This is a genomic window from Sphaerochaeta pleomorpha str. Grapes (assembly GCF_000236685.1).
In the GTDB taxonomy this organism is placed as follows: Bacteria; Spirochaetota; Spirochaetia; order Sphaerochaetales; family Sphaerochaetaceae; genus Sphaerochaeta; species Sphaerochaeta pleomorpha.
In genome coordinates this window covers 1,845,442-1,861,013 of record NC_016633.1, presented here as the reverse complement: position 1 = coordinate 1,861,013, position 15,572 = coordinate 1,845,442, and the positions used below count along the sequence as shown (strand labels likewise).

Genomic DNA, 15,572 nt, shown 5'->3' with positions numbered 1-15,572 from the left:
TTTTATATTTTATTTTCCCCCAAGGCACCCTTGGGGGAATTCTTTTTTTGTAACATACGTTACACAGTATCGAAGTATGTCGCAGGCAATCAAAATCATCGATACAGTACTAAGCACAAGTAGGTAATAGATTCATTCTAGAGATGAGAGGAGCGAAAATAGTATGATATGTTTATCAGGTTCATTTGTTGCAATGCCAACCCCCTTTACGGCAGACAATGCCATTGATTATGATGGTTTTTCTACATTGATCGATCGACAGATTAAATATGGGACTTCCCAGTTGTTTGTATTGGGATCTGCAGGGGAAGTCACGCTTCTGAGTCTTGAGGAAAAGAAGAAAATTGTTCATGAAGTGATACAGATGACCCAGGGAAGGATTCCCGTATTCTTTAGTGCCGCTTCTTTCACTACTGAGCAAAGCATTGAATTTGCACAGTATTGTGAAAAGGAAGGTGCCGATGGAGTCGTTTTCACTGTTCCTCCGTATGTGTTGATCCCTCAGACTGCGGTGTTTGCCCATTTCGATGCCTGCATGGGGTCGATTGGCATTCCTTGCGGGATTTATAATAACCCCTCCCGTCTGGGTGTCTTGGTTACCCCTGAGACCATTAAGAAATTGTCTGATCGACATCCCCATTTTGTGGTGGACAAGGAAGCAATGCCTTCTGTTGAACAGCTGGTACAGGTCCAGAGGTTGTGTGCGGGTAAAATAAAGATTATGTGTTGCGACTATCCCAAATATTCGATTGTACTGCCGACTTTGGCCGTAGGGGGAACCGGCACAGCAAATATCGGAGGGAATATTATTCCTGAGGAAGTTGCATTTTATTCAAGGCCTTGGACTGATATGGAAATTATAGAGTCATCCCGCAAGGAATACTTCAAATGGTTCCCCCTTCTCCAGCAACTCTATACTTTCTCCAACCCAATCGTTATCAAGTCTGCTTTGGAAATACTTGGTTTGCCAGGTGGTCATTTGCGTAAACCGTACCAAGAGTATTCCGGGCATCATAGGGATGAGTTGGAACAGATGCTGGGTGAAATGGGTGTAATTGACAAATACGGTGTCAAACGCTACTAAAAGGGGTCTCAATCATGGCAAAACCACGACGTATGGTAGTAATCGGGGGCACTGCAGCCGGTTTGAGTGCAGCTTCCAAGGCAAAGCGTCTTGATCAAGACTTGCAAATAACGGTGTTCGAGAAATCCGGGTACATCAGTTATGGTGCCTGTGGTCTTCCTTATTTTGTTGGTGGCCTGATTGAGAAACCCGAACAACTTGTATCTTTTTCCGTTGAAGAAATGCAAGACAAGCGGGGGATTTCTGTCCATATCCACCATGAAGTGTTGTCAATAGACCGGGAGAATAAGCAGGTAACTGTACAGAATATGAAAACAGGTGCAATGTTGGTTGCACCTTATGAAATATTGGTAATCGCAACCGGTGCAGTTCCTGTGAGGCCTGCTATAGAAGGGATAGATATCCCTAGGGTTGTTTTTCTTCGGACAGTCGAAGATGGCATTTTGCTCAAAGGGTATGTGCACGATACCCAAAGAGCAGTTTTGGTGGGGGGTGGCTTCATCGGTTTGGAACTAGCGGAAGAATTGACCCAGGCTGGTGTGCATGTAACGCTCTTTGAAGCTATGGACAGGTTGCTTCCTTTCCTTCCTCAATCATTTTCCAGGAAGGTACAGGAGACTTTGGATGCCCATGGGGTTACTGTCCATCTTAATGCAAAGATTGCACGAATTCTGAGTAGTAACGGAGTGGCTGGGGCTGTAGAGTCTGTTGATGGTACTCAAGTCAAGGCCGATCTCGTTGTCTTGTCCGTCGGCGTTCACCCTGCGACTGCCCTTGCAAGGGCCGCAGGATTGGAACTGGGAATCAAAGACAGTATTGTCGTTGATGACCATATGCAGACTAGCGACAGTGCTATATGGGCTTGTGGGGATTGTGCCCAGATGAGACATATCATAACTGGGAAACCTGTCCATATACCCCTTGGGACTACTGCAAACAAGATGGGGAAGGTTGCCGGAAGTGTTATTGGTGGCGAAAAGGATTCCTTTGCTGGGGTGCTTGGTTCTATGGTTACGAAAGTTTTCGATCTGTATATTGCGGCAACGGGGCTTTCCCTCAACGAGGCGAAAACTGCAGGGTATGATGCAATGGAGTCAGTCATTACCAAGAATGACAAGGCTTCCTATTATCCAGGCGGGGAGCCTAACACCCTTAATATAGTATTCGATGGGACAAGCGGCAGATTGCTTGGGGCCCAAGGGTATGGCAGTGAATCGATTGCAGGAAGGATCAATGTCCTGGTTGCCTGCATTACCGCCGGTATGACGGTATCGCAGGTCAACGATTTGGATTTGGTGTATGCCCCACCGGTAGCTCCTGTCTATGATCCTATCCTTATTGCTGCCAGCCAAGCGCTAAAACATGTAGGGAGGTCCTAGAAATGGAGAACTTGTTTCAATTGGTTGTTCCTGCCGGGGCTGATATTATGGGTTGCATTCTCGATTTCCTTGCAGATCATAAATTGACGTCGGTATATATCATCGGAGCCATTGGCTCGGCAAAGAATATCAGGGTTGCAGCTCCTGTGGAAAATGATCTGCCGCTTCGTTGTGTGGAGATCCCGTTTCATTCTTCTTGCGAGATTGTTGGGTTTACGGGAGAAGTCATGGAATGGGGGTGTGTCGATACTGAATTGGCGGCAATGTACCCAGACAAGGATAGTCCGTTGTTTGTGCATATTCATGTTGCCGCAGCCTCTGCAGGGGGTCATGTTTTCGGTGGAGGATTCCGGGGGGGTAAGGCCTTTCGTTCCCTCAGGATATTTATGCTTTCTGTGTAATGAAAATGAAGCCAATTTGGTTGGCTAAAAATGTTATGAGGAGACTACCATGAAAAAAGCGTTTTGCGTATTGGGCATCCTGGTCTTTGTTTTGTTCCTGGCACCCTGTCAAGGGCAGAAAGATGGTTCTACAACAGGAAGCGCTTCGTCTTCCCCAAAGAGGTATTCCATAGGAACCAGTTCAAATGGCGGGAATTTCTATTTGATAGGGGGTGGTATTGCCACAATCCTGAACAATGCATTGCCCCAAAAGTATGTATTCACTTCCGAGGAAACCGGTGGGTCAGCTGCGAATCTTGCAATGATCGAGAATGGTGATGCAGAGATTGGTTTTGCGATGACTTCTGCACTCAGTGCAGGTTTGGATGGCACAGCAAAATGGACGAATGGCAAACCCATGACGAAGGTGAGGGGATTGGTTCCTCTGTATCCTTCCTACATGACTATGTATGCCCTTGCCAGTAGCGGTATTCACAGTATTTCCGATTTCACTGGGAAAATCATCGGGCTTGGTTCAAAGGGGGCTGCAATGGATGGCGTCCTTCGGGAGGCCTTTGGGAAAATGGGCATAGAGCCTTCCTCGATTTTCAATGATGGACATGGGGCAACGGCTTCGGCTGTATCCCAGGGACAAGTTGATGTTGCCGTATTGTTTTCTTATCCCCCGTTTGCAGCAATTACCGAATTGGAGGCTACCAAGACCCTGCGTTTTATAGGCTTGACCGTAGATGAGCAGAAGTTCCTTTCAGAAGCCTTCCCGTTCTATACGGCTTCCACTATGCCCAAGGGTTCTTATTCAGGTGCCATAGCAGATGTTCCGACTGTCTCTGAATGGAATATGCTAGTTTGTTCTTCAGACCTTTCTGATGATGATGCATATCTTATTGCCAAGACTATCTATGAGCATAATCCCGATTTGCTCGCTGTACACAAGAGCCTGAAGTATTGTACTTCCGATAATTCCTTGAATTTCAATATTCCTTTGCATCCGGGAGTAGTCAAATATCTGAAGGAACAAGGTATCGATGTTCCCGCTCGTTTGAACCCCTGATTTTTTTCCCCGTAAGCCCTGTTTTTTCCTAAGTCTAGGGAAAAACAGGGTTATTTAAAACGTATTGCCACCGTAGAGGAGTACTCCACATGAAACATACAGAATCAAAATATCAGGGTATGATATCAGCCTTAATCCTTTTTGTATCGCTATTTGCCATAGCTCTTCATGTTGGCAATTATACTGTTTTTACGCTGCCTAGCATCCAGTTTTATGCCTACCATGTAATGATTGGCCTGATTTTGGTTTTTCTTTATTATCCTTTGGATGTCCATGGGGCAAGAGGCAAAACCTCTCTGGTGGCGCTTTGCCGCATTATCGATTGGATTATCATTGCAATGGTTCTGATAATCAGCCTATATGTAATTTTGAATTTCCAAGAATATTCTCAGAATATGCAGAATAACATAATCACTGATGAAATTTTCTATTTTGGACTGATTCTGTCTCTGATTGTCCTGGAAGCCTCTCGTCGGGTACTTGGGATCATTCTTCCCATCATTGCGATATTGGCTGTCATATATGCGCTTGTAGGAAACTCAATTCCGGGTTTGTTCGGCAATAGAGGATATTCTTTGCATCGGATAGTGTTGGCTCTTTTTAGTGACAGGGGTATTTATGGTGTCCCTACAGGAACCAGTGCCTCGAATGTATATTTGTTTCTCATGTTTGCAGCGTACCTCAACGCATCGGGAGCCGATGTCATATTCCAGAATATCGCAATCGCCCTTGCAGGCAAAAAACGTGGGGGCCCCGCCAAGATGGCGGTAATCGCTAGTGCCTTGTTCGGGACTATCTCCGGTAGTTGTGTTGCAAATGTCGTAAGTACCGGGGCTTTCACGATTCCTTTGATGAAACGCAACGGGTATCCAAAGGCAACTGCCGGTGCTATCGAGGCTGTCGCTTCCACAGGTGGTCAGATTATGCCTCCGATCATGGGAGCTGCAGCTTTCGTCCTTGCCGATGTTGCCGGTATTCCCTATGCGACGGTATGCATTGGCGCAGTGATTCCTGCGATGATGTATTATATCTGTCTGTTTAAGATGGTGGATTTGGAAGCGGTCCGCTATCAGTTGAAAGGCTTGGATGCCGCTGATCTCCCTGATTTGAAAGATTCTTTAGCTAGGGGTATGAAACTGTTTATTCCTGTTATCGTACTGCTGGTCCTTTTGCTTGGGTTCAAGACTACCCCAATGACAGCAGCCATTTATTCTACCTTGACTATTATCATTTGTGGGTTGCTTGACTCCAAAGAACGCTTGACTGGCCAGGGGGTTCTCAAAGGTGCCGTTGGTGCAGGCAAATCCCTTTGTACTGTTCTCAGCGCCTGTGCAACTTCAGGTATCGTGGTGGGGATATTCTCCTTGACTGGCCTTGGTTTGAAGTTCTCCAATTTCATTGTGCAAATGGGTAACAGTTCTTTGGCCATCTCATTAGTACTTTCGATGATTGTCTGCGCAATTCTCGGAATGGGACTTCCTACGACTGCCGCTTATATTGTCTGTGCAACGGCTATTGCCCCTGCACTTGTCAAGCTGGGCCTGCCGCTTTTATCAGCACATCTGTTTTTACTGTATTTCGCTTCTATCTCAGCAATTACGCCCCCTGTAGCCGTTGCTTCCTATGCTGCCTCAGGAATAGCGGAAGAGAATCCCATGAAAGTGAGTTGGAAGGCTTTTTCGTTGGGTATTACCGGTTTCATACTTCCCTTTGCGTTTGCGTTCAATCCCGAATACCTGTCTATCGGGTTCGATTTCACGACCTTGGTTACCTTGATTTCAGCTGTGGTGGTTGCAATGTCAGTTGCAATCTGTCTGCAAGGTATCGTGGAAGAACGGATTTCAATCTTTGAACGATTGGCATATTTTGCTATTGCCTGTGTAGCGATTACCCCAAATCAGGGAGCCTCGTTGCTAGCTTCATTGTGTTTCCTGGTTATTTATTCGGTACGCAAGATACAGGCAAAGAGGAAAAAAACGGTAACCGCACTAGCGGGTTGATTCCTTGCCGGGTAGTATGAAAACGGGTAAAAAGAAAATTCCTGTAGAGGCTTTCAATTCGGTTTCCTGCTTTGCTTGAATTGATTTCTTTGTTGAAGAAAGCCTGCAACCTGAAAGGTCCTTGCGGACTATGGAGGACTTTGGTAGTTTCCCATCCAATAACGACTTGCTAAGCTGTTTTACAGTATGGAATGTAAAGGCTGTTGATGTTCTTTGTATTGGGTATAACCTGTAGGTAGCTTGGAGGTAGCTTCTCTGAAATTGGCATTGCCACGGCATGGTGAAAATCCATTGGATTTGGAGCTTCGATCCAATGGTGTTTTTTTATCCCTGCCTAAAAGAAAAGAGATTGTATGGTTATAATGAAGGCAGAAGACGTACTATATAGCCATTGGCGAGAGATAGTAGGTACCTACTCGTATGCTATTTCTCCTTGACTGTCTTTCCCTTGCACTGCACAATCGAAACAAAGGTATTGCCATGAAGAAATTGAAACGTCCCCGCACGCTTCCGTTCAAACAAATGATAAGAGAGCGGAACTCTGCCATGATCGTCCATTACCTGTTACGGGCCCTTGTTCTCTTGATCTTGGTCGCCCAGGTTTTCAACCGGAACTATGAGAATGTGTTTCTCTGCGTCCTGACGCTGGTTTTGTTTACCATTCCCAGTATGATCGAGACCAATACCCGTATCGATATTCCCGACACTTTGGAAAATATCATACTTTTCTTTATCTTCGCAGCCGAGATACTAGGGGAGATGCGCTCCTACTATGTGGGCTTTCCTTTCTGGGATACCATGCTCCATACCGCAAACGGGTTTCTGGCAGCGGCAATCGGATTTTCCCTGGTAGACATCCTCAACAGGAACGAGACGTTCACTTTCAAGCTGTCCCCGTTGTTCGTGGTCATCGTGGCCTTCTGTTTCTCCATGACGATCGGGGTTGTCTGGGAGTTCTTCGAGTGTTTCATGGATTTAGTCTTTGGGACGGATATGCAAAAAGACACCCTGCTGCATACTATTCGTTCGGTTGCCCTTGACCCTACCCACACCCAGCAAGTAGTTGCCTTGGGGCCTGTCGTCTCTGTGACCGTGAATGGAAAGGACCTGGCTCTGGGTGGTTATCTGGATATAGGCCTGTATGACACGATGAAGGACTTGTTCGTCAACTTCCTGGGGGCTTTGGTATTCTCCTTTGTAGGGTATTTCTTTGCCAAGAAGAGAAACCCCCATGCATTTGTAACGCGATTCATTCCGACGTTGGCAGTGGAGGAGGAAGAAAACAAAGATGCTGATGCTGCAGGGGATACAGAATAGCCAAAGCAGGTGTTGTCCTTTTTGCCCAAAACCGATGGAAAAATCCCAGGGGCCTTCTTTGAAAAGAGCTTCTACTCTATTGCAGATGCTCCTTTGCGTTCTGGAAAAGAAGCGGCAAAGGAGCATGGATGGTTCCTGGTTATCTGAAAATCTTCCTGCAAGAGGAGAATCGCCTGCGCTTTTCCTTTCTGATAGAACGGGTTCTTCTGATTGAACTGTGGATAATCTAGATCAACCTTTGACTCCGCCGACTATTAGACCTGAGACAAAATGCCTTTGGACAAAAGGATAGATAACCAAGACAGGCAACATCCCCAGAACCATGACTGCCATTTTCAAGTTGTTGTAGACATAGGAACCACCCCCGAGGGAATCGTCAGATTCAAACATCAAGCCTCGCAGCACAACCTGCAAGGTATACTTCCTGCTATCATTTATGAACATGATTACCTCAAAATACCGGTTCCAGTAACTGACGAAATAGAACAGGGTGATGGCAGAGATAATCGATACAGATAGAGGAACCACGATTCTCACAAGGATTCCCATGTCATTGCACCCATCCAGGGTTGCCGATTCTATAAGCGATTCGGGGATTCCCATCATGAAGTTCTTGATAATTATCAAATTGAATGTCGAGACAGCCATGGGGAGGATGATAGCGGCCATGCTGTTTATCAAGCCCAAGGATTTTACCACGATATAGAAGGGCATAATCCCTGCATCGAAAATCATGGTAAATACTATGATTTTCATGATGAGGCTTCGTCCCATCAACTGTTTCTGGGCAAGGGCAAACCCCATGGGAACCGTGATGAACATGGAAAGCAGGGTCCCTAGGATGGCAACAAAGAGGGAGTTCTTGAAGGCCCCCATGTAGCCGCTGTTGAAGACCCTGAAATAATTATTGAGGGTGAAGGAATGGGGAACAAGCAGATAGTCATTTCCCATAACCTCAATATCTGTGGCAAAGGATGTAATCAACACGTTCCAGATAGGAATGATGAAAATCAAACAAATGATGCCCAGAATTACCCAGTTCAAGAATAAGAAGATTTTTCTGCCTGAAGATTCTTGTATTGCCTGTGTCTTTTTCATATTCCTTTCTCCTATAGAATTGGTTCGTCGAGGAACTTGCTGCTTGCCTTGTTGGTCGACATGACCAGGACCAAGCTGATAAGGGAGGTAAACATTCCGACGGCAATAGAGTAGCCGATATCCCCTGCCAGAAGGCCTTCCCTGAACACATAGGTTTGCAGGACATCTGCAACATCATAAACGGCAGCATTATACATGACAAGGACTTGTTCGAAGATCATCAGTACGTGTGACAGGTTAAGCAGTAACATGGTGACAATCGTGGTTCGGATGCTGGGAAGCGTGACATATAGCAGTTTTCCCCAGTGCCCTGCACCGTCAATGGTCGCCGCTTCGTAGAGCTCGGGAGGAATCGTAGTCAGGGCAGCAATATAAATGACAGCCCCGTATCCCATTTGCCTCCAGATATAGGAGGAGACCAGGATTGAGCGGAAATGATGAGCGCTGGCCATAAAGTAAACAGGCTTTCCCCCAAACTTTGTGATGATATTGTTGATGAGCCCGGAAGAAGGGGAAAGCAGGTTCACAAAAATGCTTCCTACAACAACCCAGGAGAAAAAATAAGGTATGTAAATCAAAAACTGGATAAGGCGTTTTGCTTTCGTGCTTTTCAGTTCATTGACCAGCAAAGCCACGATAATGGGTGCAGGGAAATAGAATACAATGTTAGCCAGGCTGATAATCATAGTGTTTTTAAAGGCGTTCCAGAAAATGCTGGAAGAAAGCAAGCGTCTGAAATTGTCCAACCCGACAAAGGATATTTTCGCCCGGAATCCATAATCGGTAAAAGAAAGCCCAAGTCCCAACAGGGGGATGTATTTGAATATTGCATAATACACAAGGCCAGGCAGAAGCATAAGCAACAGGTATTTCTGTTTCTTGATTCTTGTTTTCAACGGTGGCCGTAACTTGAGTTCCGATAAATTGTCCTGTGTATGGTTTGCCATGGGAAAGGTCTCCTTCGCGTGATGGGTATATATTGTGTATCCAAGATCAGGTACTGCTGTTCAGTCTCTTTGGATACGGATGTGCAGCAGGTCAGACTTTGAAAACCCAGCAGGGGGAAGGGCCTTCTGGTGGTTTCCCACATAGAGGTCGAACCATCCCTTTAGGGCAATCCTTTTGCCCTCTGGGTCAATAGCTGAGAACGCCTCAGCTAAAATTGTCTGGGTAACGGTTTTGTGTTCCCCCGGTTGCAACACAAGACTCGTGAAACCGCAGAGTACAGGATTCGGCGGAAAAAAGGGATGGTCAGAATGGCAATATATCTGGACCACTTCCCGGCCTTCCCTGTTTCCGCTATTGCTTACGATGAAAGAAAGCTCAAGGTTTCCGTCTGCTTGCTTTCCAGTAGAAAGGTTCCCATAGGAAAACGTTGTATAGGAAAGTCCAAAACCAAAGGGGTACAATACTTTTTCCTGTACGTATCGGTAGGTTCTTCCTTCCATTCGGTAGTCACAGAAATCGGGCAAAACAGTTTCTGAGCGGTAGAACGTGACAGGAAGGTGCCCCGAAGGGTTGTTCAGGCCCAGTATGGTATGGGCGATGGCTAGTCCACCCTCTTGCCCGGGATACCATCCCTGCAGCAGGGCCTTTACATTCGGGAACCTTTCGATCTCAGGGTCGATGGCTCCTCCGGACAGGAGTACCAGTACTATCGGCTTTCCTGTAGAGGCAACGGCCTTGAGCAACGCTCTTTGGCAGGGAGGCAACCTGAGGTCTTGCTTGTCTCCGGCCCAGCCCCCATTGCCATCGTCATGCATTTCCCCTTCGACGGTTTCATCATATCCCAGACACAGGATGATGGTATCGGATACCGTTGCAACGGCAATCGCCTCTGCAATCCTGTCATTGGGTTCAGCAAGCCGTTCCAGTTTTTCTTTCTGGATTGCGCTTCCCTGGGAATACTTGACCTTAACCGATTCCCCAAGTGTTTTCCTGAACCCTTCCAAGACCGTGGTATAGGTGCTGGACGTTCCGTGGTAGTTGCCCCAAAGGGCTTCCCGGCTGTCTGCGTTCGGGCCAATGATGGCAATCGCGTGTAAAGAGCGGGAATCGAGAGGGAGCATCCCGTCATTCTTGAGGAGGACCAGGGAGTTGCAGGAGGCCTTAAAGGCAACCTTGCGGTGTTCCTCGGTGTCGTTTTGTTCATATCCTATGTTGCTATAAGTACAGTCTTCTGAAAACAGGCCGAGGGCAAAGCGAGTCGTCATGACCCGTATACAAGCCTGCGTGATGGTTTTTCGGTCTATGAGCCCTTGCTGATAGGCTTTTTCCAGCGAGAGATATTCACATCCGCAGTTAAGGTCACACCCGGCATTGAGTGCCAAGGCTACCGAATCTACTTGGTTTTTGGTTACTGCATGGTTCAGGTGGAAATCCCGTATAGCCCAACAATCGGAGATGTACATACCCTCGAATCCCCAATCATTGCGGAGAATATCCGTTATAAGGAAGGGACTTCCGCAACAAGGTTCCCCGTTTACTGCACTGTAGGCTCCCATGACGGCATTGACCTCTCCTTCTTTGACACAGGCCTCGAAGGCAGGCAAGTAGGTTTCATACAGGTCTTTTCTGGATACAATGGCATTGAAATCGTGTCTCAGTGGTTCCGGGCCGCTGTGGACTGCAAAATGTTTCACACAGGCTGCAGTTTTGAGATAGGGACCGTCTCCTTGCAACCCTTGGATGAAGGAAACCCCTAGTTGGGAAGCTAGGTAGGGATCCTCCCCATAGGTTTCTTGTCCACGCCCCCATCGAGGGTCTCTGAATATATTGACATTCGGGGACCAGAGGGTTAGGCCCTTATAGATGCCCCGGTCCCCCAAGGCTGAAAAAGTGTTATATTTGGCTCGTTGTTCCGTTGAGATGACCGTTGCGATTTCCTTGAGGAAAACGTCGTCGAACATAGCGGCCAAACCGATTGCCTGGGGGAAAACCGTCGCTGTTCCGCTACGGGCAGCGCCATGCAAGGCTTCATTCCACCAATTGTAGCGGGGAAGGCCCAGACGAGGAATGGCAGGGGCTTCGTGAAGCAATTGGCTGAACATCTCTTTCAAGCTCATGTGTGCTACCAGTTGTTTTGCTTGTTCCCTGAATACGGTGAGGTCCATTCTACTATTCCTTCGTTCTGCATTAGGCTTGTGGTTTCTGTATGATCATTGGGCATAGGGTGAAACCGGTTTCCAGAACAAGCCTGTGCCGGAATCCGGTTTCACCAAGGGGACGTTAGTTGGCAGCGTTCAGTTCTTTCAGGATTTCCGGGCCGTTGATACTCTTCCAGAAATTATTGTATTCCTGCATGCCCTGTTCCAGGGACACAGACCCGACGATAATCTTTGTAGCAATCGATTCCCTGGTGCTCTTGATTGAAGGGGCAACCCTGTCATAGGCAACGGAAACCCCTACATTGATATCTGCGGCATGGTTTGGTCCCAGGTTTGGTTGCACGGCACGGATATGTGCAATCTGTTTGGGAAGTCCCTGTTTCAACAAGTCGCTGAGGGTAAAGGAGAGGTTGTTGAGGTCGATATCCAAAAAGGAGTCGCTGAGGTAATTGAGCGTATATTTATACCCGGAATTGGCTGCTTTTGCAGTTGGGGTAATCACGCCGTTTGCGTCCAAGGTATAGTGCTTCCCTTCCACTCCGATACCAAAGAAGGCAGGGTATACTTCGCTATCGGTAACGATGGTTTCCAAAACGCGGATGCTAGCCTCGGGGTTTTCTGTCTTGGCAGAAACAACCCATGCGGTTTGCGTAGCTTCGTTGAGAGCTCCGCCGTCACCGTTTGGTCCAACCAGTTTGTAAATGAGGTGCATTTCCGTATATTTGCCTGCGGCCGTAGTGTTTTGTACGTAATTGATGTAGTTGGTGACGTAATCAATGTCACTGGCTGCTTTTCCCGTATAGGTCTTCTCACGCATTGCACTGTTTTCCGTGGTGATGAATTCCTGGCTGAGCACACCGTCTACATATAACTGGTGGACATAGGAAAGGGCGTCTCTCATTTCCTGGGTTTGAAAACCGTCGATGATTTGTCCGTTTTCATTGTAGACACCGCCCCAAGCCCCGAAGGAGTTGTAGAAGAACTGGAAATTATCGACCCACTTGGGGAAGCAGAAAGGAATGATACCTGTTCCTGCAAGTTTCTGCATTTCCCTGCTGAATTCTTCGGTTGTAGGGGTGTTTGATAACGTGATTCCATATTGGTCCATGATGTCCTTGCGGAGATAGAGGGCCTTCGACTTGGGATAGTTGTAGGGAATGAAGTAGGTCTTTCCATCAATCTGCAGATTCTGGAAAAGCGAAGGATCCAATTTTGACAAGGCTGGGGAGTTCTTGATGTAATCGGTCAAGTCAAGAAGCTGCCCCCTGGCGACCATGGAAGGGATTTTTGTCATTGCTTGTGCAACGACAAAGACGTCTGGGACATCGCCACTGTTGACCAAGGTTGCGAGTTTGTCGGTATAACTTGCGAGTGGTGGGATTATGGTGGTAATCTTGGTGTTCGTCTTTGATTCAATCAACGAGGTTATGGCACCTTGGAGATCGGAATCGGTGCTCAGCCCATAGGTGTTGTCTGCAGTCGCGATGACAATATGGGGAATTCCCTGTGTCAATTTTTCATTTTGTCCTGCCGCCCAGAGCGTTCCAGCTGAGACCAGACAAGCCATGGCAACCAATGCAATTCTTTTCATTTTCATGCTATTCCTCCTATTTCTCTTTGGTGAATACTGTTGAACGTTGTAAAGAACCTCGGTTCACTGTTGTTCACACGTGGTAAGTATAGGGGGGCTTCTTCTTGCCGTCGTTAGCAGAAAGAGAGAATAATTTATACTTTTTCGTAGGTTATAGGATAGTATGATACCATAACGGTAGCAAGACTAATAGCTTCATGCGAATATAATCTGACATTTGCAAGGGTGTGCCGATAGTTACTGTAAAACTGATTGTTTTTGCCAAAGTGAGGAAAAATGGACGTAAAAATTACTTCTTCCGGCCGATTTCATTATAAGAAGGCTTGTGGGAAGGAAAGTCATTACCACAATGATTACCAGATACAGCTAGTCTATGCCGGTTCTTCTTTGATGGTCTTGGATGGCGAACAGTTTTCCATATTTCCCGGTGATATCGTATTGTCCAGAAAGGGTAGTACCCATGCTTTCCAGACAATTTCCCAGGAAGGAGTGAAGATGCTCGAGGTAAAATTCATTACGCTCGATCATGAACTGGAGGATATCCTCAAGGGAATCAAAACAAAATTCGAAGACCAAGACAGGCAATTGTTCAGTCTCCTGTCCCGTTTGGTTCTTGAGGGGCAGCGAAAAGCCCTCAACTACAAAATTATGTCGGGGACGTTGCTGATGGAGTGCCTGTTGCTTATGTACCGGATCTGTATGAAGAGCTCCATCCCTGTCTTTGAATCATTTCCCCTGCACCGGGAAGCGCGTCCGCCAGGGTCTTCCCCTTTGCATCCTTTGGATTTGGTTGATGAATATATACACTCAAATCTCGAGCATTCCTTCACGTTGCATGACCTTTCGGTTGCCTGTGGGTACAACCAGGATTATCTTTACCGGGTTATCAAGAACAGAACAGGATTGTCTGCAATAAAATATATCAATCTGGTGAAGTTTGAGAAAGCCCTGTTCCTGATACAAAACACAGAACAGACCTTGTCGGAAATTGCATGGCATCTGGGATTCGAGAACCTGCAATATTTTTCCAGGTTCTTCAAACACCATTCGGGAATTACCCCCTCTGAGTATATTGCAAAGGTACGGTTGACTACCAGAACCGATTATTAACCTACGAAAAAGTATAAATAGTATTCTTTTTCTGCCAACGACAGCTGGCCTTTTTCTTCGTATACTCAAGATGGTTCCAATAGACATCTCAGGTTGCAAGGAAGAGGGGGCAGAAAATGCAGAGAATACGGTATGCCCAGGTAGGTACCGGTGGAAGGGCAAGAATGTACTATGAGGCTATAGCCAAGCGGTATGCTGAGACAAGTGAACTTGTTGCTTTCTGTGATCTCAGCCAGACACGGATGGACTATTCGAACAGGGTCTTGCAGCAAGAATTCGCCTATGCTCCAGTGCCCACTTATAAACCTTCGGCATTTGACGAGATGATCGAGACTGAGAAGCCGGATGTTGTCATTGTAACAACGGTAGACCGGACCCATGATGACTACATCATCCGTGCAATGGAAAAAGGGTGCGACGTTATTACCGAGAAGCCGATCACCACCGATGCCCAGAAAGCCCAGCGGATTATCGATGCCCAGAAGAGAACCGGCAAAAAGATACGGGTTGCATTCAATTATCGATACGCACCTCACCACACGAAGGTCCGTGAGTTGCTCCTGGAAGGAGTCGTCGGTGAGGTTTTCTCCGTACATTTTGAATGGCTTTTGAATACCCAGCACGGGGCAGATTATTACCGGCGTTGGCATAGGAACAAATGCAACAGCGGTGGGCTATTGGTACATAAGGCTACCCACCATTTTGACTTGGTGAATTTCTGGCTTGGGACGCAACCTTCTACGGTATTTGCCTTGGGGGCCTTGAATTTCTATGGACAGGCTGCAGCCGAGAAACGGGGGGTCGAATCATTCTATTACCGTTGCCATGGCAGCGAGGCTGCAAAGGGTGACCCCTTTGCCATTGATATGGAAAACAACCCTACGCTCAAGGGGCTCTATCTCGATGCAGAGGCAGACAGCGGGTATATCCGCGACCGCAGTGTTTTTGGCGATGATATCGGCATCGAAGACACCATGGCCCTTTTGGTCAGGTATAAAAGCGGGGCCATGCTTTCCTATTCCCTCAACACCTATATGCCTTGGGAGGGGTTCAATGTGTCGATCAACGGCTCAAAGGGCCGCCTCGAGTATACGGCACTGGAGCGACCCTACATCAATGCGGGCGGAAAACAGGGGGATGAAGGTGCTACTGTCTACCATACGATACGCATATGCCCTCAGTTCGGCTCTCCCTATGCAGTTCCTATCCAGACGAAGGAAGGGGGGCACGGTGGTGGCGACCCTACGATGTTGGATGACATTTTTCTGGAACATCCCCCCTATGACAAGTTCTGCAGGGCAGCAGACCACGTAGACGGTATCCGTTCGATTTTAACAGGGGTTTCTGCAAATATGTCCATTGCCTCGGGTCTTCCTGTCAATGTCGACTCCCTTGTTTCCTGGTAATGCTATTGCTTTGCGTTTTGAAGGGTTG

General features: G+C 47.1%; 12 protein-coding genes. 8 read left to right on the top strand and 4 right to left on the bottom strand.

Annotated features, from left to right (window positions below; all coding sequences use genetic code 11):
- The first annotated feature begins 163 nt into the window (after positions 1 to 163).
- The 6 genes from SPIGRAPES_RS08475 (at position 164) to SPIGRAPES_RS08445 (ending at position 7,232) form a co-directional block, all read left to right on the top strand.
- On the top strand, positions 164 to 1,084 hold the full coding sequence (locus SPIGRAPES_RS08475) for a dihydrodipicolinate synthase family protein (RefSeq protein WP_014270347.1): 921 nt from the start codon (positions 164 to 166) through the stop codon (positions 1,082 to 1,084).
- Positions 1,085 to 1,098: 14 nt separating this feature from the next.
- Positions 1,099 to 2,463, top strand: coding sequence for an FAD-dependent oxidoreductase (locus SPIGRAPES_RS08470; RefSeq protein ID WP_014270346.1), 1,365 nt, complete (start codon positions 1,099 to 1,101; stop codon positions 2,461 to 2,463).
- A 2-nt stretch (positions 2,464 to 2,465) separates the two neighbouring features.
- Positions 2,466 to 2,864, top strand: a complete 399-nt coding sequence (locus SPIGRAPES_RS08465) for a PPC domain-containing DNA-binding protein (RefSeq protein WP_014270345.1) — start codon at positions 2,466 to 2,468, stop codon at positions 2,862 to 2,864.
- Positions 2,865 to 2,913: 49 nt separating this feature from the next.
- Positions 2,914 to 3,915: a TAXI family TRAP transporter solute-binding subunit gene (locus SPIGRAPES_RS08460; protein ID WP_014270344.1), complete on the top strand. Its 1,002-nt coding sequence runs from the start codon at positions 2,914 to 2,916 to the stop codon at positions 3,913 to 3,915.
- A gap of 89 nt (positions 3,916 to 4,004) precedes the next feature.
- Complete coding sequence (locus SPIGRAPES_RS08455; protein WP_014270343.1) at positions 4,005 to 5,915, top strand: TRAP transporter permease; 1,911 nt, start codon at positions 4,005 to 4,007, stop codon at positions 5,913 to 5,915.
- A gap of 420 nt (positions 5,916 to 6,335) precedes the next feature.
- Entirely contained in the window at positions 6,336 to 7,232 is an 897-nt protein-coding gene (locus SPIGRAPES_RS08445) for a DUF2238 domain-containing protein (protein ID WP_014270342.1), read from the top strand.
- Between the two features lie 231 nt (positions 7,233 to 7,463).
- On the opposite strand, the gene SPIGRAPES_RS08440 is transcribed toward SPIGRAPES_RS08445, so the two are convergent.
- From SPIGRAPES_RS08440 to SPIGRAPES_RS08425, 4 genes are all read right to left on the bottom strand, one after another.
- On the bottom strand, positions 7,464 to 8,330 hold the full coding sequence (locus SPIGRAPES_RS08440; protein WP_014270340.1) for a carbohydrate ABC transporter permease: 867 nt from the start codon (positions 8,328 to 8,330) through the stop codon (positions 7,464 to 7,466).
- An 11-nt stretch (positions 8,331 to 8,341) separates the two neighbouring features.
- Entirely contained in the window at positions 8,342 to 9,277 is a 936-nt protein-coding gene (locus SPIGRAPES_RS08435) for an ABC transporter permease (protein ID WP_014270339.1), read from the bottom strand.
- A 60-nt stretch (positions 9,278 to 9,337) separates the two neighbouring features.
- Positions 9,338 to 11,443, bottom strand: coding sequence for a glycoside hydrolase family 3 C-terminal domain-containing protein (locus SPIGRAPES_RS08430; protein ID WP_014270338.1), 2,106 nt, complete (start codon positions 11,441 to 11,443; stop codon positions 9,338 to 9,340).
- 115 nt (positions 11,444 to 11,558) lie between these two features.
- Entirely contained in the window at positions 11,559 to 13,034 is a 1,476-nt protein-coding gene (locus tag SPIGRAPES_RS08425; RefSeq protein ID WP_014270337.1) for an extracellular solute-binding protein, read from the bottom strand.
- 270 nt (positions 13,035 to 13,304) lie between these two features.
- Here SPIGRAPES_RS08425 and SPIGRAPES_RS08420 point away from each other — a divergent pair, with 270 nt between their 5' ends.
- Both SPIGRAPES_RS08420 and SPIGRAPES_RS08415 read left to right on the top strand, forming a co-directional pair.
- A complete protein-coding gene (locus SPIGRAPES_RS08420; protein WP_014270336.1) occupies positions 13,305 to 14,138 on the top strand; it encodes an AraC family transcriptional regulator in 834 nt (277 codons plus the stop codon).
- Positions 14,139 to 14,254: 116 nt separating this feature from the next.
- Positions 14,255 to 15,544: a Gfo/Idh/MocA family protein gene (locus tag SPIGRAPES_RS08415; RefSeq protein ID WP_014270335.1), complete on the top strand. Its 1,290-nt coding sequence runs from the start codon at positions 14,255 to 14,257 to the stop codon at positions 15,542 to 15,544.
- The last annotated feature ends 28 nt before the right edge of the window (positions 15,545 to 15,572 follow it).